The organism is Micromonospora sp. WMMA2032 (genome assembly GCF_002688545.1).
Lineage (GTDB): Bacteria > Actinomycetota > Actinomycetes > Mycobacteriales > Micromonosporaceae > Micromonospora > Micromonospora sediminicola.
The window spans coordinates 126,125-145,428 of the sequence record NZ_CP024052.1 but is presented as its reverse complement, the minus strand read 5'-3'; the positions used below and the strand labels follow the sequence as shown (position 1 = coordinate 145,428).

19 protein-coding genes are annotated in these 19,304 nt (G+C 74.5%); 8 read left to right on the top strand and 11 right to left on the bottom strand.

What is annotated here, in order from left to right:
• Positions 1-82: 82 nt before the first annotated feature.
• From katG to CO540_RS00655, 3 genes are all read right to left on the bottom strand, one after another.
• Positions 83-2,359, bottom strand: a complete 2,277-nt coding sequence (gene katG, locus CO540_RS00665) for a catalase/peroxidase HPI (RefSeq protein ID WP_099160404.1) — start codon at positions 2,357-2,359, stop codon at positions 83-85.
• Between the two features lie 26 nt (positions 2,360-2,385).
• Positions 2,386-2,814: a Fur family transcriptional regulator gene (locus CO540_RS00660; RefSeq protein ID WP_091573833.1), complete on the bottom strand. Its 429-nt coding sequence runs from the start codon at positions 2,812-2,814 to the stop codon at positions 2,386-2,388.
• 120 nt (positions 2,815-2,934) lie between these two features.
• Positions 2,935-3,936 (bottom strand): glycoside hydrolase family 11 protein, encoded by a 1,002-nt coding sequence (locus CO540_RS00655; protein WP_099160403.1) that lies wholly within the window; start codon positions 3,934-3,936, stop codon positions 2,935-2,937.
• Between the two features lie 321 nt (positions 3,937-4,257).
• Between CO540_RS00655 and CO540_RS00650 the strand changes: the two genes are divergently transcribed.
• Complete coding sequence (locus CO540_RS00650) at positions 4,258-4,563, top strand: hypothetical protein (protein WP_091573831.1); 306 nt, start codon at positions 4,258-4,260, stop codon at positions 4,561-4,563.
• Positions 4,560-5,045: a hypothetical protein gene (locus CO540_RS00645; RefSeq protein ID WP_091573830.1), complete on the top strand. Its 486-nt coding sequence runs from the start codon at positions 4,560-4,562 to the stop codon at positions 5,043-5,045. The genes CO540_RS00650 and CO540_RS00645 overlap by 4 nt, the downstream gene beginning before the upstream one ends.
• Positions 5,046-5,050: 5 nt before the next feature.
• Here CO540_RS00645 and CO540_RS00640 read toward each other — a convergent pair whose 3' ends face one another.
• Together CO540_RS00640 and CO540_RS00635 are read right to left on the bottom strand one after the other, a co-directional pair.
• Positions 5,051-7,528 (bottom strand): CHAT domain-containing protein, encoded by a 2,478-nt coding sequence (locus CO540_RS00640; RefSeq protein ID WP_099160400.1) that lies wholly within the window; start codon positions 7,526-7,528, stop codon positions 5,051-5,053.
• Positions 7,450-7,833: a hypothetical protein gene (locus CO540_RS00635; RefSeq protein ID WP_099160398.1), complete on the bottom strand. Its 384-nt coding sequence runs from the start codon at positions 7,831-7,833 to the stop codon at positions 7,450-7,452. The genes CO540_RS00640 and CO540_RS00635 overlap by 79 nt, the downstream gene beginning before the upstream one ends.
• A 145-nt stretch (positions 7,834-7,978) precedes the next feature.
• Between CO540_RS00635 and CO540_RS00630 the strand changes: the two genes are divergently transcribed.
• Positions 7,979-8,965: a hypothetical protein gene (locus CO540_RS00630; protein WP_099160396.1), complete on the top strand. Its 987-nt coding sequence runs from the start codon at positions 7,979-7,981 to the stop codon at positions 8,963-8,965.
• Between the two features lie 42 nt (positions 8,966-9,007).
• Here CO540_RS00630 and CO540_RS00625 read toward each other — a convergent pair whose 3' ends face one another.
• A complete protein-coding gene (locus tag CO540_RS00625; protein ID WP_099160394.1) occupies positions 9,008-9,799 on the bottom strand; it encodes an aminoglycoside adenylyltransferase domain-containing protein in 792 nt (263 codons plus the stop codon).
• A 37-nt stretch (positions 9,800-9,836) separates the two neighbouring features.
• A complete protein-coding gene (locus CO540_RS00620) occupies positions 9,837-10,322 on the bottom strand; it encodes a hypothetical protein (RefSeq protein WP_099160392.1) in 486 nt (161 codons plus the stop codon).
• Positions 10,323-10,412: 90 nt separating this feature from the next.
• Here CO540_RS00620 and CO540_RS00615 point away from each other — a divergent pair, with 90 nt between their 5' ends.
• The 3 genes from CO540_RS00615 to CO540_RS00605 are packed head-to-tail and all read left to right on the top strand — an operon-like array spanning position 10,413 to position 11,624.
• Positions 10,413-10,757 carry a helix-turn-helix transcriptional regulator gene (locus CO540_RS00615; RefSeq protein ID WP_099164515.1) on the top strand — a complete coding sequence of 115 codons (345 nt, stop codon included), beginning with the start codon at positions 10,413-10,415 and terminating at the stop codon, positions 10,755-10,757.
• The gene (locus tag CO540_RS00610; RefSeq protein ID WP_091573826.1) at positions 10,754-11,209 is read left to right on the top strand and encodes an SRPBCC domain-containing protein; all 456 of its coding nucleotides are present in this window, start codon (positions 10,754-10,756) and stop codon (positions 11,207-11,209) included. Before CO540_RS00615 ends, CO540_RS00610 begins: the two co-directional genes overlap by 4 nt.
• The gene (locus tag CO540_RS00605; RefSeq protein WP_099160390.1) at positions 11,202-11,624 is read left to right on the top strand and encodes a DUF6069 family protein; all 423 of its coding nucleotides are present in this window, start codon (positions 11,202-11,204) and stop codon (positions 11,622-11,624) included. The genes CO540_RS00610 and CO540_RS00605 overlap by 8 nt, the downstream gene beginning before the upstream one ends.
• 29 nt (positions 11,625-11,653) lie before the next feature.
• On the opposite strand, the gene CO540_RS00600 is transcribed toward CO540_RS00605, so the two are convergent.
• The gene (locus CO540_RS00600; RefSeq protein WP_099160388.1) at positions 11,654-12,619 is read right to left on the bottom strand and encodes a PaaX family transcriptional regulator C-terminal domain-containing protein; all 966 of its coding nucleotides are present in this window, start codon (positions 12,617-12,619) and stop codon (positions 11,654-11,656) included.
• A 251-nt stretch (positions 12,620-12,870) separates the two neighbouring features.
• On the opposite strand from CO540_RS00600, the gene CO540_RS00595 reads away from it, so the two are divergent.
• Positions 12,871-14,223 carry a PHB depolymerase family esterase gene (locus CO540_RS00595; protein ID WP_099160386.1) on the top strand — a complete coding sequence of 451 codons (1,353 nt, stop codon included), beginning with the start codon at positions 12,871-12,873 and terminating at the stop codon, positions 14,221-14,223.
• A 51-nt stretch (positions 14,224-14,274) separates the two neighbouring features.
• On the opposite strand, the gene CO540_RS00590 is transcribed toward CO540_RS00595, so the two are convergent.
• On the bottom strand, positions 14,275-15,222 hold the full coding sequence (locus CO540_RS00590) for an aldo/keto reductase family oxidoreductase (RefSeq protein ID WP_216642318.1): 948 nt from the start codon (positions 15,220-15,222) through the stop codon (positions 14,275-14,277).
• Between the two features lie 150 nt (positions 15,223-15,372).
• Here CO540_RS00590 and CO540_RS00585 point away from each other — a divergent pair, with 150 nt between their 5' ends.
• Entirely contained in the window at positions 15,373-17,607 is a 2,235-nt protein-coding gene (locus tag CO540_RS00585) for a hypothetical protein (RefSeq protein WP_099160384.1), read from the top strand.
• 12 nt (positions 17,608-17,619) lie between these two features.
• Here the strand turns inward: CO540_RS00585 and CO540_RS00580 are convergent, their stop codons facing one another.
• Both CO540_RS00580 and CO540_RS00575 read right to left on the bottom strand, forming a co-directional pair.
• The gene (locus CO540_RS00580; protein ID WP_099160382.1) at positions 17,620-18,291 is read right to left on the bottom strand and encodes a hypothetical protein; all 672 of its coding nucleotides are present in this window, start codon (positions 18,289-18,291) and stop codon (positions 17,620-17,622) included.
• A 48-nt stretch (positions 18,292-18,339) separates the two neighbouring features.
• Positions 18,340-19,077 carry a helix-turn-helix domain-containing protein gene (locus CO540_RS00575; protein ID WP_099160380.1) on the bottom strand — a complete coding sequence of 246 codons (738 nt, stop codon included), beginning with the start codon at positions 19,075-19,077 and terminating at the stop codon, positions 18,340-18,342.
• Between the last annotated feature and the right edge of the window lie 227 nt (positions 19,078-19,304).

Genomic DNA, 19,304 nt, shown 5'->3' with positions numbered 1-19,304 from the left:
CGCCCGACCACGACCCCGGGCACGGGCGAGCCCCGGTCGATCCGGGGACGGATCGACCGGGGCTCGCCGGACTGACTGCGGATCAGGCCAGGTCGAAGCGGTCCAGCTCCATGACCTTGGTCCAGGCGGCGACGAAGTCGGTCACGAACTTCTCCCGCGCGTCCTCGCTGGCGTAGACCTCGGCGAGGGCGCGCAGCTGGGAGTTGGATCCGAAGACGAGGTCGACCGCGGTGGCGGTCCACTTCACCTGGTCGGTGGCCAGGTCCCGGATCTCGTACACGTGCTCGTCGGACTCCGACGCCTTCCACCGGGTGCCCGGCGAGAGCAGGTTGGCGAAGAAGTCGTTGGTGAGCACGCCCGGCCGGTCGGTGAGCACGCCGTGCGACGTGCCGCCGACGTTGTTCCCGAGCGCCCGCAGACCGCCGACGAGGACGGTCATCTCCGGCGCGGTCAGGTCGAGCATGTAGGCACGGTCGACGAGCAGCACCTCCGGCTGGGTCTTCTCCCCCGGCCGCAGGTAGTTGCGGAACCCGTCGGCGCGCGGCTCCATGACCCGGAACGACTCGACGTCGGTCTGCTCCTGGGTGGCGTCGGTGCGGCCCGGCCGGAACGGCACGGTCACCTCGACGCCGGCGTCCCGCGCCGCCTTTTCGACCGCGGCCGAGCCGGCGAGCACGATCAGGTCGGCGAGCGAGATCTGGGCGCCGCCGGCGGCGTTGAACTCCCGCTGGACGCCCTCCAGGGTCGCCAGCACCGAGGCGAGCTGCTCCGGCTGGTTGACCTCCCAGTTGCGCTGCGGCTCCAGCCGGATCCGGGCGCCGTTGGCGCCACCGCGCTTGTCGGTGGAGCGGTAGCTCGCGGCCGACGCCCAGGCGGTGGAGACCAGCTGGGCGGTGGTGAGTCCGGAGTCGAGCACCTTCGCCTTGAGCGCGGCGACGTCGGCGTCACCCACCAGCTGGTCCTCGGCGGCCGGCACCGGGTCCTGCCAGAGCTGGGCCTCCGGGACCCACGGCCCGAGGAAGCGGCTGACCGGGCCCATGTCGCGGTGCAACAGCTTGTACCAGGCCTTGGCGAAGGCCAGCGCGAACTCGTCCGGGTTCTCCAGGAAGCGCCGCGAGATCTTCTCGTACGCCGGGTCGACACGCAGCGACAGGTCGGTCGTGAGCATCGTCGGCCTGTGCTTCTTCGACGGGTCGTGGGCGTCCGGGATGATCGCCTCGGCGTCCTTGGCGACCCACTGCTTCGCCCCGCCCGGGCTGGTGGTCAGCTCCCACTCGTAGCCGAAGAGGATCTCGAAGAAGCGGTTGCTCCACTGCGTTGGCCGGTCGGTCCACGTCACCTCGAGACCGCTGGTGATCGTGTCGCCGCCCTTGCCGCTGCCGTGGGTGCTCAGCCAGCCCAGGCCCTGCGCCTCCAGCGGCGCGCCCTCGGGCTCCGGACCCACGTGGTCGTCGGCGACGCCCGCGCCGTGGGTCTTGCCGAACGTGTGGCCGCCGGCGATCAGCGCGACGGTCTCCTCGTCGTTCATCGCCATCCGGCGGAAGGTCTCCCGGATGAAGTGCGCCGCCGCCAGCGGGTCGGCGTTGCCGCGCGGACCCTCCGGGTTGACGTAGATCAGGCCCATCTCGGTCGCGCCGACACCGGCCGCCATCTCCTTCTCGGAGGCGTAGCGCTCGTCGCCGAGCCAGGTGTCCTCCGGGCCCCAGAAGATCTCCTCGGGCTCCCAGACGTCCTCCCGGCCGAAGCCGAACCCGAAGGTCTTGAAGCCCATCGACTCCAGGGCCACGTTGCCGGCGAGCACCAGCAGGTCGGCCCAGGAGATCTTCTGGCCGTACTTCTGCTTGACCGGCCAGAGCAGCCGGCGGGCCTTGTCCAGGTTGGCGTTGTCCGGCCAGCTGTTGAGCGGGGCGAAGCGCTGCCCGCCGTCACCGGCGCCACCGCGACCGTCCTCGATGCGGTAGGTGCCCGCCGCGTGCCAGCTCATCCGGATCATCAGGCCGCCGTAGTGCCCGAAGTCGGCCGGCCACCAGTCCTGCGAGGTGGTCAGCACCTGGGTGATGTCGCGCTTGAGCGCCTCGACGTCGAGCTTGGCGAACTCCTTGGCGTAGCTGAAGTCCGCACCCAGCGGGTTGCCCTTGTCGGAGTGGGCGTGCAGCACCGACAGGTCGAGCTGGTTGGGCCACCAGTCCCGGTTGGTGCGCGGACGACCGCCGGTCTTCGGGGTCGGCGAGTCGATCGCGGGGTTCTCGCTCTCGCTGCCGTGCGCGGTCACGGAGTCGTGCGCGACCGGGCAGCCGGCCGCCTCCTTGGCGTCCACGCCCTGAGCGCTGACGGGCGCGTTGTCCTGGGTGTCGCTCATCTGCTTCCTTCCGAACAACTGGCGGATCACTGGGCGGTACGGGCGGTCGCGCACCCGGGGCAGGTGCCCCAGTAGACGACCTCCGCCTCGTCGACCACGAAGCCGTGGTCGTCCGAGGCGGTGAGACAGGGGGCGTCGCCGACGGCGCAGTCGACGTCGGCGATCGCGCCGCACGAGCGGCACACGACGTGGTGGTGGTTGTCCCCCACCCGCATCTCGTAGCGGGCGGTGGCGCCGGCCGGCTGGATGCGGCGCACCAGGCCGGCGTCGGTGAGCGCCCGCAGCACGTCGTAGACCGCCTGGTGGGAGACCGTGGGCTGGTCCGCCCGGACCAGCGCGATCACGGTGTCGGTGTCGACGTGCGGGTGGTCCCGCAGCGCGGCGAGCACCGCCAGCCGGGGGCGGGTCACGCGCAACGAGACCGCTCGGAGCTGGGTCTCGAAGTCGGCCGTCACCCGACGAACACTAGTCCAGTCTTTTGGAATGAATCAAGTTTTTGCCCGGGTGTGTCCGCCGGCACACACGAACGGTGGGGGCGCCGCGTGACCGCGGCGCCCCCACCCCTGGGGACCGGCTCAGCCGGCCGAGCAGCTCGCCGTCGGCGTGTTGCTGTTGCCGTTCTTGTAGAGCGTGATGCCGAAGGAGTTGCCGTTGCCGTTGGGACGGGCGGTGAGCGTGCCACTGGTGCCGCTCACCGAGGCGTTCCAGCTGTTCTGCAGGCTCTGGCCGCCCTGGGTCTGGATGCTGACCACCCAGTTGCTGGACCCGCTGACCGAGAAGGTCACGTTGAACCGGTCGCCCCACTCCTCGGCCCGGCTGACGCTGACCGTGCACCCGCCGCCGTTCGGCGGCGGGGTGGTCGGGTTGGACCCGCCGGAGCCGCCCACGGTGATGTTGGAGTTGCCGCTGCTCTGGTAGCCCTCCGTGGCCATGATCTGGTAGTCGTGGCTGCCCAGGTTCATGCCGTAGCGGGACCAGGCGTCGAAGTGGTTGCCCGCGGTGATCGTGCCGCCGACCCGCTTCGACTGCCGGACGCTCCAGTACTGGTAGAACGTGCGCGTGCCCTCGATGGAGGGCGCGTTGACCCGCTGGGTCCGGTAGATGTCGTACGTGCCGCCGTCGGTGGAGACCGAACCCATGTAGCCGCTGCCCGGGGGCCGCCAGCTGCCCCAGCTGTCGACGATGTAGTACTCGACCAGCGGGTTGCGGGTCCACCCGTAGAGCGTCAGGTAGGCGTTGCCGGAGGGGTTGAAGCTGCCGGAGTAGGTGACCGTGCGACGGGCCCCCGGGTTCCAGCCCTTGCCGGCGACGAAGTTGTTGATGCCGCTCCACTGGGTGCTGTACTGACCGCCGTTGCCCATGGTCATGGAGACGTTGCCACTGTCCTTCCAGAAGGAATAGAAGTAGCCGTTGTGCGTGCCGGTCGAGTTCGAGGTCACTGTCTGGTCGGCGTAGGCCGGGCCGGACAGGACCGCGGCCGCGCCGGCGGCGACCAGCGCCACGGCGCAGGCCCCGCCGAGGACTGTCCTGAGGCGTCCGCGTCGGCGGCTGCCCGAGCGGACGGGGGCGTCGTTCATGGGCGTGTTTCCTCCCTGGGACGGCTGGCACGAAGGCCAGCGGGATGACACGGACCGCGCGGTGTGGGCGGACATCGACGGCTATAGAGGTGCGTCGATGGCGCCAGTATTGAAGTCGTCCGTTCGTCGTGTCAACGACTTCCGGAAACGTTCTGGAAACACGAACCGGCGTCCATGAGGGATCCCGCCCCGGCAGCGCGGTCGCCGACCGGGGCCGGCCACCCATCGGGAACCGAAACTTTCGACCCCGTTCCGGTGTCGGACCGGGATGCGCGCGCCCGGTACCGTGAGCGGTCCGAGGCCAGACGGTTGGAGGTCGGGATGCCGGACGAGCTGCTGCCCTACGTCGAGGTCACCGACCCCGGGTACGCGCAGCGGGCGGCGGGCACGTTCACCGCGCGTCCGCACGGCCCGGCGGTGCTGCTCCACGGCCCGTGTCCCCGCTGCGGCCACGCGACCACCAGCGCGCTGGTCGACGAGCTGTACCGGCGGGAACCCGCGACGGTCGGGCCGGACCCCGGCTACCGGACGGTGCTGTGCGAGTGCGCCGCCGAGCATCCGCAGCGGCCCGCCGCGATGGTGGGCTGCGGCGCCTACTGGACGCTGGTGCTGGAGGACGAGGCGTGATCCGGCTACGCCCCGGCCCGCCGCCGACCGCGACCGACCTGCGCCGCGCCCAACAGCTGTCCGGCCTGCTGCGCGGCGAGCTGGACCGGGTACGCGGGGCGGCGCTGGCCTGGCGCAACGGCCTCGGCGGGCTGCTGGTCGCGCTGCTCGGCTTCGGTCTCGTCCGGGGCCGCACCGACGTCACCACGCTGCGGCCGGGCTGGGCGGCGGCGGTCGGGCTGCTGCTGCTCGGCGCCGTCGTCGTCGGCGCGGTCGGCGCCCTCGCGCTGCTGCGCGCCGCGCACGGCCGGCTCACCGTCACGCCGGTGTCCGCGCTCGCGCCGTCACCGCTGGCCGACCACCAGGAGGCGGTGGCCGCCGCCCGCGCGCTGCGCGCCGGCGTGGTGCTGGTGCTGGTCTGCGCCGGCCTGCTGGTCGCCGCGGTCGGCGTGACCTGGTACGCCCCGGCCCGTCCCGCCCCGGCCGCCGTCACCACCCGCTGAGCCGGTCACGGGCCCAGGTGCGCGTACGCGGCCCACAGCTCGGCCCGGCCGGGCAGCGCGGCGCGCAGCCCGCGAACGGCGTGGTGCAACGCGACCGCCGCCCGGTCCGGGTCGACCCCGCCGGGCACGGCCAGCGCGTCGTAGAGGTCGGCGCAGAGCTGGACGGTCACCGGGTCCGAGATGGACCAGAGCGCGCCGACCACCTGCCGGAACCCGGCGAGCTGGAACGCGGTGCCGAGGGTCAGCACCTCGTCGGGCAGGGCCGCCCCGCCCTGCGCCGTCTCGCAGGCCGACAGCACGGCCAGCGCGGCGGCCCCGCCCGACGGACGCCACAGGTCACGCACCCGGAGCGGCCCACCGCTGAGCGCGAGGTGACCGGCCAGCGGGTCGCCCAGGTCCTGCCGGCCGTGGCAGGACAGGTGCACCAACGGCTGCCCGGGCAACGCCGCGACGACCGCGTCCGCAGTGGCGCTCGCGCCGCTGAGCGTGCCGCCGTAGGGCAGGTGACCCCGGACGATCCGCGCCTCGTGTGCGGCGCCGGGCAGGTCGGGCAGGCCCGGTGTGTGCGGCAGGCTGACCACCAGCGCCCGGTCGACCGGCGTCGGCACGTCCGGCACGGCCCGCCGGGCGCGGTCGAGCGCGCGCAGGGACGCGGTGTAGGAGGGGACCACTCGGTCCAGGACGCCGGGCCCGCCGTCGAGCGGCGCGGCGGCGTGCAGCGGCAGCAGCGTCAGCAGGCCCGTCGGGCACCACCAGAACCGCTGCCACTCCCCCGGCTCCCCGGGCGGCGCGGCGACGTCGAGGACCGGCGCGGCCACCGCCCGCCAGAGCCAGTCCAGCGTGCGACCCACCGTGGCGCGGGCGGCCACCACGCGGCGGCTCGCCGCCGGCTCCGTCACCGGCGGCGCCTGCCCGGTGAGCACCGCCACCGCCACGACGAACTGGGCGGTGCGGGCCGCCACCTCGGCCGGGGTCACCTCGGGCAGCGGCACGACGGTGACGTCACCGGCGGCGACGACCAGCGCGTCGCTGCGGCGCTCCCCCACGTTGACCAGCGCCACCGGTCCGCAGCCGGCGGCCAGGTCGGCGAACTCCGGCGGGCGCAGGAAGCGGTCGAGCCCCGGCAGGGCGCGGATCTCGGCCAGTAGCCGCCGTCGGCGTTCGGCCAGCGCGTGGCGGCGCTCCGGGGGCGGCCCGCCGGCCGGGCGCGGGGTAGTGTCGGCCCCGGCCGGGCGGAAGCCGTCCAGTTCGGTCTGTACGGCGGTGAACGCGGCGGCGAGGTCGGGTGCGCCGGCCCGCAAGGCGGTGAGGTCGGCGGTCGCGTCGTGTGCCCGGGTCAGCAGGACGCCGCGCCCGTACTCGAGCACCTCCACCGCGCGGCGCGGATCGCCGAGCGCGACGGCGACCGCCGCGGCGTCGGTGGCCAGCCCCCGGAAGCGGGCGAGCAGCCGGGCCTGGTCGTCGGGGTCCATGCCGTGCCAGGCGACCAGGTCGAGCAGCTCGATCGCGGCGGCGTAGCCGTCGAGGGCCGCCGGCAGGTCGTCGGCCAGGTCGGCCAGGCGCGCCGCGCGGTGGGCGGCGACCGCGCGCAGCGACGACGGCGCGGCCGGCACCGACGCGGCCTCCCGCAGCGCCGCCCGGGCCCGCGCGTCCGGCACGGCGCCGGGCGCGGTGGTCGCCTCCAGCGCGGTGGCCAGGTTGCTCAGGCACATGGTCCGGTCCGGGTGCTCCGGCGGCAGCACGTCGACCGCGCCCCGGTACGCGGCCAGCATCGCCTCGGCGTCGTCGGCGGTGGCGGTGGCGCGGTGGCGCACCAGCAGCGCGTTGCCGAGGTTGGTCAGCGCCCGGTGCCGGTCGGCCGGGCGCAGCGGGCCGGCCCGGGTCAGCCCGTCCAGCAGGTCGATCGTCTCGTCCAGGGCGGCGGTGTCCCCGGTCGTCCGGTGCCGCAGGAACAGGGCGGTCGCGAGGCTGCCGCCGCTCTGGGCGTACCCCTGGGGGTCGGTCGGGTCGGCGAGGGCGACCGCCTCGCGCAGCGCGGCGACGGCGGCGTCGGTGTCGCGCCGGGCGGCCCCGGCCGCGGCGGGACCGGTGCCGTCGACGGCGAGTTCGGCGCGGCGGTTGAGCGCCGCGCCGTAGTTCGTCAGCGCCGCCGCCCGGGCGGGGTGGCCGGGCGGGGCCGCCTCGACGGCGTCGGCGAGCACGGCGACCGCCTCGGCGAGCGTGGCGAGATCCTGGGTGACGGCGAACCGGGCCTGGAGCACCAGGCCCAGGTTCGACAGGTAGTCGGCCGGCGTCCGGGGATCCGTCTCCGCCACCGCGGCGCGCAGCGCCTCCGCGGCCGGCTCCAGCAGGTCCGGGTCGTCACCCTGGTCGGCCCGCTCGCGCAGGGAGTTCCCGAGGTTGTTCAGCGACCGGTGGCGGGCCGGGTCACCGGGGGCAGCAGCGCGACGGCCTCGCTCAGCGCGTCGCAGGCGGCCCGCCACGCGTCGACGGCGCCGTGCTCGGGACGGCCCCGGGCCAGGGCGTACCCGAGGTCGGCCAGGCGACGCCCGCGCACGACCGGGTCGTCGGCGGCGGCCACCCCGGCGCGCAGCAGCCGCACCGCCTCGGCCAGGTCCCCGGCGTCGCCGCCGCGCTCGTAGCGGTGGGTGAGCAGAATGCCGACCTGGTGGCGCAGCGCGTCGTCCCCGGTGGCCCCGGCCGCCGCGCGGTAGGCCGCGAGGGCCGCGTCGAGGTCGGCGCCGGCGGCCGGGGCGCGCTCGTCGGCGCGGTAGCGGTCCTCCAGCAACGCGGCGAGGCCGCCCCACGTGGGTCCGGCCAGTTCCGCGTCGAGAGGGGGTGTCGGCGCCCACGGCCGCCCGGAGCGCGTCGATGCCGGCGTCCCGGTCGGCCGGGGAGCCGTCGCGCAGGAAGCGTTCGGACAGGACGATGCCGTGCAGCGCGGCGAGGCGGGGGTCACCGGTCGGCCGGCCGCGGCCGAAGGCGTCGACGGCCTCGTCCAGGTCGGCCGGGCGGCCGTGGATCCGCCACCGGTGCCGGAGCACCTGGCCCAGGACGGCCGAGGCGAGGGCGCGGACCGTCGGGTCGGTCGCCGACGCCGCCGCCTCGCGCAGCAGGCCCCTCGACTCGTCCAGCGTGGCCGGATCGCCGTCGACCTCGAACCGGTCGGACAACACGTTGCCCAGGTTGAACAGGCGGGTGGGGCGCTGCGCGTCATCGGCCCGGGTGGACTCCAGGCTCTCCCGGTGCGCGTCGATCGCGGCCGGGAGGGCACGCGACCGGCCCAGGTGCCGGAACTGGTCCCGGTGCACGCGACCGAGCATGGACAGGTAGGTCGCCCGCTCGGGGCCGGGCGGGGTGGCGTCGATCGCCTGCCGCAGCAGCGCCTCGGCCCGGTCGGCGGCCGCGTACCGCCCGGTGCGTTCCGCGTCGCCCATCAGCAGCACCGCCTGCATGGCGAGCGCGGCCGGCGCGTCGGTCGACGTCGCGCGACCGGTCTCCGGGGCCCGGCTGCGGGGCACCCGGGCCGGGTCGGCGACGGGGGCGTGCGCGCGGTAGAGGGCGAGCAGCGACGGCGGCACCCGGTCCGGGGCGGCGTGCAGCAGCAGCCGGGTCAGCGTCACGGCCTGGGCGAGGTCGTCGGCGTCCCGACCGGCCGGCAGCACCTGGTAGCGGTACCAGTGCAGGCAGGCGAGCAGGAACAGCGCCTCGGCGGTCCGTTCCGGCAGCGGCGCGGTCGGTTCGGTGGCGCTGACCAGGTCGACCACCGCCTCGGCGTCCCGGGCGGCGCCGGCGTCGAGGAGGTGACGCGGATCGTGGCCGGCGCCGAAGCGGTCCAGGCGCTCGCGGAGCCGGCGTACCGGATCGGACCGGAACCGCTGCCACATCGGACCTCCCGGGGATCGGTCCACAATGCGTAGCAGGAGGGACGCGGACCGTGCCAGGGGGTTGTCCGCTTCTGTTCAGCCTCCGGTGCGGTGCGGGGCGCCGGTCTCCGCGTCGAGGACGGCGCCGCTGACCTCGCCCACGAACGCGACGACCTCGTCGGCCCGGCCCGGATCCGTGTCCGGGCCGTGGTCGTACCACCAGTCGTGCGCCCAGGTGATGAGGTCCGCCCACCGGGGCAGGTCGACGACGCTCCGCTCGGCGGCCCGCCGCTTGGACAACTGCCGACCGTGCCGCAGCCGCTGGAACGCCCGGCAGAGGGTGAGCACGGCGTAGGACTGGGCGCCGGGGGTCGTCATCCCGGTCACCCAGTCCGGCCAGTCCCGGACGTGGTCCAGCAGGGCCGCCCGGACGCGGTCCGGGTCGACGGCGGGCAGCAGCTCGGCTGCCGGCGGCCCGAGCAGGCTGCGGCCGTGGTCGTGGACGGCGGCCCAGGTGACGATCCGGTGGGTGGTGGCGGGCAACAGGTGCAGCAGTTCGCCGGGGCTGACCCGGGCGATGAGGTGGTCGCGGTCGACCCGCCCGCGCGCCGCGTCGTGGACGGCGTCGCGGGACACGTACTCGACCTCGATCCGCCCGGCCCAACCCGGGTGCCGCCGGTCGAGGCCGCGGTGCAGCCCGGCGAGCACGGCGAGCAGGTGCTCGTCCGGGTCGTGGTCGAGCACGGCGAGCAGGTCCAGGTCGCTGCGGTCCGGGGCGAAGTCGCCGGCCACCAGCGAGCCGTGCAGACAGAGCCCCAGCAGGTGGTCGCCGAGACCCGCGCCCCACGCGGCGCGGAGGTCGGACAGGACGGCTTCGGGAGACGGCATCGGATTCCTTCCGGTACGCAGACGGCCTGGCAACCGGTCAGGGCGAGGCGGAGAAAGCGGCGGTCAAGCCGAACAGCCCGCAGCAGAGCAGCCCGCCGACGGCCAGGACGACGAGCAGGATGCTGTAGTTCGACCACATGCCGAAGCGGGTCACGTCGGTGCCGTACCCGTCGTGGACGCGGTTGCGCCAGCCGCCGAAGCGGAACGACAGGTGGTGCGCGGCCCCGGGCTGGGCGACCAGCGAGGTGGTGATGACCGGGATGCCCATGAAGTCGGTGTACCGGACGTCGCGCGGCCCGGCCGGGACCGCGACGTGCCAGGTCCCCTCCCCCGGGATGGCGACCACCCGACCGTCGACCTTGAAGCGGCTGGTAGCCGGCGCGGGCACCAGGTAGGGGCCCCGGTTGACCGTGACGACGAGCACCGCGCAGCCGGGCGGCGGCGTGATCGGGTGCGGGTAGGCGATCAGCGGCGTGACGGCGCCGGGCATCGGCGGGTACGGCTGGGCGGGGTGATAGGACACGGCCCGGATTCTGGCACGGCAGCGCACCCGCACCGCGGCGGGTCGGCCAAATCGTTGAACCAGTAAGTTCAGTGTTATACGGTGAACCACATGGTTCAGCAAGAAGTCCTGAATCGGGTGTTCGCCAGCCTGGCCGACCCCACCCGACGCGACATCCTGATCCGGCTCGGCGCCGGCCCGGCCACCATCAGCGAGCTCACCGCGCCGACCGGGATGAGCCTCACCGGCATGAAGAAACACGTCCAGGCGCTGGAGAACGCCGGCCTCGTGGTCACCGAGAAGGTCGGCCGGTCGCGACAGTGCCGGCTCGGCGACGCCCCGCTGGACGACGCGATGGCCTGGATCAGCTTCTACCAACGGCTCTGGGCGCGCCGCCTGGACGGCCTGGACGCCTATCTCACTCTCCACAACGGCCCGAAGGAACGTGACCGATGACGCTCGACATGCGAATGACCCGGCAGCTTCCCGGCACCCCGGAGGACGCCTTCGACGCCTACACCGACGCCGAGAAGCAGAAGATCTGGTTCAGCATCCTCGACGAGGAGCCCGGCGTGGTCGAGATCGAGGTGGACCTGCGGGTCGGCGGGCGGCAGACGGCCGTGTGGGGCCCCTCCCCCGAGATGCTGTTCCGGGAGACGCAGACGTTCCTGGAGATCGACCGGCCGCACCGGCTGGTCACCGAGTCCACCGGCAGCAGCCCCGACGGCACCACCATGACCACCCGCATCGAGGTCACCTTCGAGGAGCACGACGGCGGCACGCTGATGACCGTCGTGCAGAGCGGCTTCCCGACGCCCGAGCTGCGTGACTTCTTCGTCGGCGAGGTCATGCCCGGGGCGTTCGACCGGATCGAGGCGTACCTGATCCGCGAGCGGTCGCATGGCTGACCTGTCCCGCGCCGCCATCGTCGCGCTCGCCGTCGTGGGCGCGGTGGTCGTCAACCTCGTCGTGTACGCCGTGGGCCGGGCGGCCGGCGGCACGTTCCGGTTCACCGCCGCCGGCGGACCGGCCGAGGTCGACGCGGTGACCGTGGCGGCCTTCAGCGCACTGCCCCTGCTGGTCGGGCTCACCGCCGTGGCCCTGCTGGCGCCGCGCGCCGGCTGGGTCGTCCGGGCCGCGTCGGTCGTCGGCCCGGCGCTCGCCGTCCTGACGATCATCCTGATGACCCTGCCCACGGACCTGGACGCCACCAGCAAGACGACGCTGGCGCTGTGCCACCTGACCCTCGTCCCGATCGTCGTCGTCGCGGTCGCCGCCCTCGGCCGGCGCACCCGGGTCGTCGCGGACCGGCTCGCGACCTGAGCGACCGGCCCCCGGGGCCGCCCGCCGCCTCACTCGGCGGCGCAGGCGACCCCGTCCGTGCCGGCGAGCAGCTCCGTGGTGGTGTGTGCCCGGATGCCGTCCGGGACGTCGTCGGTGAACCGCGCCACGACGTCCCGGACGTGCCGCTCGGCCGGTCCGGCCAACCCGTCGTAGACCGCCGTGAACAACTCCCGCGCGGCCTGCCGGGGCCAGTCCGCCGGCAGGAGTTCCAGCGGCAGCCGCGGGTCGAGCGTGGGAAAGCGCCGGAACGTGTCCATCACCTCGGTGCGCGCCCGCACCGCCTCCGCGCCACCCGGCGACGCCGATCGGCCCGCCAGCGGGGTCCACCGGCGCAGGAACGTCTCGTACTGCCGGCGGATCGCGGCGAGGTCCCAGGCCTCGATGGGCGCCCGCTGGCCGAGCAGGTCCGAGGCGGCCTGCCGGCCCCGGAACACGGTCACGGCGCCGTCGGCGAGCGGAGCGAGACGCGAGCGGGCCGCCGGACCCAGCTCGTACGGCGAGATCCACAGCCCGTCGTACAGCGGCGCGCAGCCCAGCCAGCGGAGCTGGCCGCGCAGGGCCCGGCGCTGCGCGGCCCGGTCCTGCGGCAGCGAGAAGGCGACGACGGTCCAGCACCCGTCCCACGGGGTGGCGGTGGTGGCGGTGAGGATCCACCGGCCTCCCGCGCAGAGGTTGGCGGCGGCGGCCGGGCTGAGCCGGTAGGCGCTGGTCCGCCCCCGCCGACTGCCCTCCAGCACGCCGCGACGGGCGAGCCGGCTGATCGCGGTCCGAGCGCCCGCGCTGGTCACGCCCGATTCGCCGAGCAGCGCGACCACGGCGGCGGACGGCAGGGCCGCCCGGCTGTGCACGGTGTAGTCCGCCAGGAGGGTGACCGCGAGCCCCTGCGGCGACGCGCCGGCCTGCCGCCGGGGCAGTCGCGGCGGGGCCTCCCCGTCGTCGGGGTAGATCTCCTCGATGTCGAAGGGGCTTGCCACAGACGCTCCGGGCTCGGCTCGGGGACGGTGGGTCGACTGTAGACGGCCGCGGCGCGCACCCCCGTCGCGCATCGGACTTCGTCGATTGACACTTCGACGCTCGGCAGGAACACTAACTGACACGCGACAGGGAGCCGGGCCCAGCGAGGCCATTCGTCGTGGGCGACGCGCCGTCGTGGTCGACCGGGCCGACCGCGAGCCGAGGGCGTCCGCCCGACCTGCGCCTCAGACAGGCGCGCGAAGGAGTCCCCGTGCGAATCAGAAACACCGCGCTGCTCGCCCTGGCCGCGGCCCTGGCGGCCGTCGCCCTGGTCGTCCCCACCGTCCGACCCGCGTACGCGGCCACGCTGACCGAGGTGACCAGCTTCGGTGACAACCCCGGCCGGATGCGCATGCACGTCTACGTGCCCGACTCCCGTCCGGCCCGGCCGGCGACCGTGGTGGCCATGCACGGCTGCGGCGGCTCCGGCCCCGGCTTCTACTCGGGCAGCGAGTTCGCCACCCTGGCCGACCGGTACGGGTTCATCGTGATCTATCCCACCGCCACCCAGCAGGCCGGGTTCGGCAACTGCTTCGACACCTGGTCCGATGCCGCCAAGCGCCGCGGCGGCGGCAGCGACCCGGTGTCGATCATCTCGATGATCCGGCACGTTCAGCAGCAGTACGCCGCGGACCCGGACCGGGTCTACGCCACCGGCAGCTCCTCCGGCGGCATGATGACCAACCACATGCTGGCCCTCTACCCCGACGTGTTCAAGGCCGGGGCCGCGTTCATGGGCGTGCCGTTCACCTGCTTCGCCAACGCGGCGGACTACCCGCCCGGGACCAGCCGGTGCACCGGTGGCGCGATGGACCGCACCCCGCAACAGTGGGGGGACGCGGTCCGCCAGGCCTATCCCGGCTGGTCCGGCCCCCGCCCCCGGGTGCAGCTGTGGCACGGCACCAGCGACACGCTCGTGCCCTACCAGCTGCTCCAGGAGACGATCGAGCAGTGGACGAACGTGTTCGGGCTCGGTCAGACGCCGACCTCCACCGACACGCCGCAGGCGAACTGGAACCGGCGCCGGTACGCCGACGGCACCGGCACCGTGCAGGTCGAGGCCTACAGCATCCAGGGAGCCGGGCACAGCCTGCCCGCTAGCGGCATGGCCGCGGCGGCCGTCCAGTTCTTCGGCCTGACCACGCCGCCGAGCCCGACCACCTCGCCCAGCCCGACCGGCTCGCCGACGCCCACCACGTCACCGAGCCCCACCACGTCACCGACCCCGACCACGCCCCCGGGCGCCGGCGCCTGCACGGTGGCCGTGGAGCTCAACGCGTGGAACTCCGGGCTGACCGCGAACGTCACCGTCCGCAACACCTCCACCGTCGCGGTGAACGGTTGGTCCCTGGCGTTCACGCTGCCCGCCGGCCAGACCATCACCTCGGGGTGGAACGCCACCTACTCCCCCACCTCCGGCCAGGTGACCGCCCGCAACGTCGCCTACAACGCGGTCATCCCGCCGAACGGGTCGACCAGCATCGGCTTCCAGGCCACGCACACCGGCAACACCGCCCGACCGACCGCCTTCACCCTCAACGGCGCGGCCTGCGCCGCCGCCTGAGCGCCACGCTGCGGGGACGGCCGCGTCGCCGTCCCCGCAGCGTCGGCCCGGTCAGGGCAGCGGCTCGCCCCGGGCGGCGAGCCACAGCTCGTACCACTCCTCGCGGGTCAGCTCCGGCTCGCGCGCGACGGCGTCCCGGCACGCCCGGATGCGGTCGGGACGCGCCGTGCCGATCACCGGCGCCACACCGGCCGGATGCCGCTGCACCCACCACAGGACGACGGCCTCCGGGGTGGTCCCCCTCCGCTCGGCGAGCGCGGCGACCACGTCCGCCGTGGCGCGGTCGCCCGGCGTCCGGGGAGCGCCGGTGAAGCGTCCCCCGGCGAGCGGGCCCCACGCCTGCAGACCGATCCGGTTCGCCCGGCAGTACTCGACGGTGCCCAGCGGGAAGCCGGTCGCGGTGGACGCCGGCGTGTTCACCAGGACCCCCGCCTCCACCCAGTCCCGGCGGGCCAGGCTCATCTCCAACTGGTTCACGACGAGGGGAACCTCCAGCGGCTCCTGGAGGTGGGCGATCTGCGCCGCCGCCATGTTCGACACGCCGAACTGCCGCACCAGCCCCTGCCGGTGCAGGGAGGTCAGCGCCGCCGCCACGTCCTCCGGGTCGGCCAGCGGATCCGGGCGGTGCAGCAGCAGCACGTCGATCACGTCGGTGCGCAGCCGGGCCAGGCTCTCCTCGACGCTGCGCACGATGTGCGTCCCGCGCAGGTCGTACCGGCCCGGCCCGGCGTCGCCGTCCAGCCGGATGCCGCACTTGGTCTGCAGCAGGATGCGCGCCCGCAGGTCCGGCGCGCGGGCGAGCACCTCGCCGAAGACGGCCTCGGACTTGCCGTGGCGGTAGATGTCGGCATGGTCGAACGCGGTGACGCCGATCTCCAGGGCGGCCTCGACCGCCGCCTCCGCCGCCGCGATCTCCCGCGCGCCGTACGGTTCGGTGTTCCAGTCGCCGCCCAGGCCCATGCAGCCGTAGAGCAGTCGGTGATCGCGGATGTCGGCCATGAGACCTGGATAGCACAGGGCCGGAGGCGGCCGACGTCGCACCGGGACCGGCGGGGCAGGCGTGATCGCCGGTGGAACGGGTAGGCGCGCCCCGCCACGCGGACGACCGGACGCCGGCCGGCCGGCGCCGGCGTCGACCTGGGAGGGGCCATGGCGGACACGCCGAGACCGCCGCGCCCGCCCTCCGGCTCCGGCGGCGTGGTCGAGCTGCGGGTGCACGGCGTCTCGGGCGCCGACGCGCGGCGGATCCTGGACCGGCCGAACACGCGCCAGGTCGCCGGCGACCGCAGCGGCGGCTTCCACCGTCCCCCGCCCGGTTACCCCGACACCCGCGGGCCGGGCGGGGTGCTCCTGGAGGCGTACCGGTGGAGCGAGCTGCCCTCGGGCACCGCGGTCCGGACCGTGTCCCTGGTCTTCCTGCTGCCGTTCATGCTCGGCAACGTGGCGCTCTGGATGCGGCCGGACGGTCAGGGCCCGACCGCCACGACGGTGACGAAGGCGCTGTGCCGGGTGCTGGCGCTCACCCTGACCGCGCTGTACGTGCTCACCGTCGCCGGCGTGGCGCTGGACCAGGTCGGCTGGAAGTGCATGGCGATGCCGAGCTGCCTGTCCGGGCGGGCCTGGTTGTCCTGGCTCGGCGGCCGGCCGCTCGGCGTGCGGCTGGCCGTGCTCGCGCTGGTGCCGGCCGGCGCCGTCGTCCTGGTCTGGCGACTCGGCGCGGGCGCGAGCTGGAGCCGACAGGCGTTCCAGGGCGTACCCCGACCCTCGGGTACGCACCGGCTCAGCGACGTCGGGCAGTGGGACGCCATGCCGGTGGTCGAGCGGCTGCGCGCGATCCACGTCGCCGCCGCGTTCGCCGTCCTGGACCTCGTCCTCCTGCTCGCCCGCGCCGGCGGCGGAGCCTCCCCCGGCACCGTCGCCCTGACGGTGACTGCCGGAGCCGTGCTCGTCGGCTGCTTCGGGCTGGTCTGCGCCCATCCGCTGGTCGACCGGCCCGAGCGGGTGCCGGGGCTCGACCGGGTCACCCGTGTCCTGCGCGTCACGTCCGGCGGGCTCACCGCGGTCGTCCTCGTCGCGGTGGCCGTGGACCCGGCGCCGTGGTCGTCGGCAGACGCGCTGCCCGGCTACGCCGCGACGGTGTCCTGGCTGTTCTTCGCGCAGACCCTGCTGTTGACCGCGCTCTGGGTGGTGGTGGTACGCGGGCGCGGCCGCACCCGGGAGGACGCGCCGCTGCGAGGGCTCGGCGCGCCGGTCCTCGCCGCCGTGGCCACCGGGGTGGCGGTGGCGTTCTCCGCCGAACTGGTCTACCGGGTCGGCGACCTGCTCGACCGGGGCGCGTCGACCGGGCTGTACTCACCCACCGGTCCGCCGCTGGCGTACAAGTGGGCGCTCTTCGCGTTCTTCCTCGCCGTGCTGGCCGCGGTGACGGTCGGCGTCGTGGTGCTGCTGGCCTCCCGGCCGGGGCGACGCCGCGCCGCCCGCGCCGCGGTCGCCCGCGACTTCCCGGACGCCCCGCCCGAGGCCGCGCCGCGGCTCGACCAGGTCCGCAAGGTCGTCGCCCGGGCCCGGTTCACCGACCGGCTGGCGCCGCTCGCCGTGGTCTACGCCGGGCTCGCCGGGTTCGGCATGGCCACCAGCACGCTCGGCCTGCTGGGGCTCTACCCGGGAACCGTGCTCGAACGGTGGACCGGGATACCGGAGGGACTGGTCAACTTCGGCATCGAGATGGGCAGCTACGCGATCACGGCGCTCGTGCTCGGGCTCGTGTTCGGCGGCCTGTTCGCATACCGGACGGCGGAGTTCCGCCGCTACGTCGGGGTGCTGTGGGACCTGGGCACGTTCTGGCCCCGGATCGCGCACCCCTTCGCGCCCCGCTGCTACGCCGAGCGGGCCGTGCCGGAGCTGACCCGACGCATCTGCCACCTGACCTCGCGCGGCGACCGGGTGCTGCTCGCCGGGCACAGCCACGGCTCGGTGCTGCTCGCCGCGACCGTGCTCCAACTGCCGCCCGGCGTCGGCGACCGGGTGGCGTTGCTGACGTACGGCTCGCCGCTGCGCCGCCTCTACGCCGAACTCTTCCCCGCCTACGTCGACGACGCCGCGCTGTGCGAGGTGGGCGACCGGGTCGGCTGGCGGTGGCTCAACCTCTGGCGGGACACCGACCCGGTGGGCAGTTGGATCTTCTCGCCGCACCGCGATGGCGAGCCGCCGACCGTCGCCGGACCGGTCGGCGCGGTGGACCGGCGGCTGCGCGACCCGTGCGGCGTCGTGGTGCCCACGACCGACACCGTCTCGCCGCCCATCGTCGGACACTGGCCCGGCGAGAACGATCCCCGATTCGACGACGCGGTCCGGGACCTCGCGGAGCGGCTGCGCCGGACCTGACGTCGCGACCCGTCACGTCAGCGGCGCGTACCACCGGGCGCCGCTGACCCGGATCCGGGTGGACCGCCGCCGGTTCCACTCCACCCGCATGCCGTGCCGGTGGAGCACCGGGAACACCTCCCCGTCCAGGAGCCGTTCCAGGTCCGCCTGGTAGCGGGCCCGCTGGTCGGCCTCGCTGAGAGCGTCGTAGGCGGCCTCGTCGAAGTCGGCCGGCGGGTAGACGCCGTAGCCGAGGTAGACCCCGCCGTCCTCGCTCGCGAGCAACGCCTCCGTGTCCTGCTGGTGGAACCAGAGGTAGCCCCGCCAGTGGCGCGAGTCGTCCCGCTCGTCGTGGATCTCGGCCGCCGCGCAGGTGCCGCAGCAGCTGAAGTTCTCTCGGGCCAGCACGCCGATCCCGTTCAGCTCGGCGAAGGCGCGGGTCAGGTTGCCGCGCACCTCGCCCCAACCGCGCTGCTGCTCCCGCCGCGCGGTCACCGCCCGCTCGAAGGCGGCCCGCAGCTCGTCGTCGGTGGCGCCGTGCCGCTCGTCGTCGTCGAAGAAGTCCACGAAGTCGTCCGGGTCGACCTCGCCGCGGACCACCCGGCCCCAGATCTCGGCCTCGATCTCGCCGCGGCCGGGCTCGCCGATCCGCTCGGTCAGGAAGGCCACGCCCGCCGGGCGCTCGTTGTAGATCCATCCGGTCACGGCGACGATCGTTCCACGCGCCTCCGACAGACCGCCGCTTCCCAGGCGTCAGGTCCTCGGGGACGGGTGGTGGTTCGGCGCGGCGGGCGGCGCCGGGGTGCGCAGGATGTCACGGGCCTGCTCGGCGGCACGGGTGATGCTCTCGCTGATGAAGTCCATGAAGCGGGCGATGTTCTCCAGCCGGGCGGCGGCCGCGGTGCCGGGCCCCAGGACGACGACGCCCTGGCGGGCGATCTCGACGAGCTGCTGGTTGGCCCGGGCGCTGGCGATCGTCGCCTGGTAGAACAGCTCGTCGTCCACCGTGTACCGGTCGCGGCGGCGTTCGTCGCGTTCCCGGCGCACGAGGCTCTGGCTCTCCAGGAAGGCGATCGCCTTGGAGATGGACGCCGGGCTGACCCCGAGACGCTGGGCGAGCCGGGACGCGGTCAGACTGCCCGGATCGGTGGTGAACAGGCAGGTGAGCACCCGCGCCGCCATCCGGGGCAGGCCGGAGGCCATCAGCACGGTGGTGAGCGTCTCCTCGTACTCGGCCAGGGCCTCGACGTCGCGGCCCGACGGTCGCGGCGTCGGCGCGGCGGCGGGTCGACGCCGGCGGGCGCGCAGCTCGGCGGAGCGGTGCGCCAACCCCGGACGGTAGGCGGTGGGACCGCCGTTGCGCATCACCTCACGAGTGACGGTCGACGTCGGGCGGTCGAGGCGTCGGGCGATCTCGGCGTAGGGCAGGCTGTCCGCCAGCCCCGCTGCGATCTGCTGACGGTCCTGCTGCGTGAGCCTGCCTCCCGGCATCGCGTTCCCCCTCGGCGCTGACGCGTGGTCCGGCCCCGACGATAGCGTTCACCTCTGCCCATTGCAACGATCTGATGGCCCGAGCGTTGCATTGCGTTTGAGCCTATTGCAACGATTAATCGGCTCTGAGCTGCATGTATTGACACTCAACGCAACACAGTCGTTGCCCGGATACTGAAGGCAACGTAGCGTTTCTCATATCGGAAAACACCTGTGACACCGGGAGA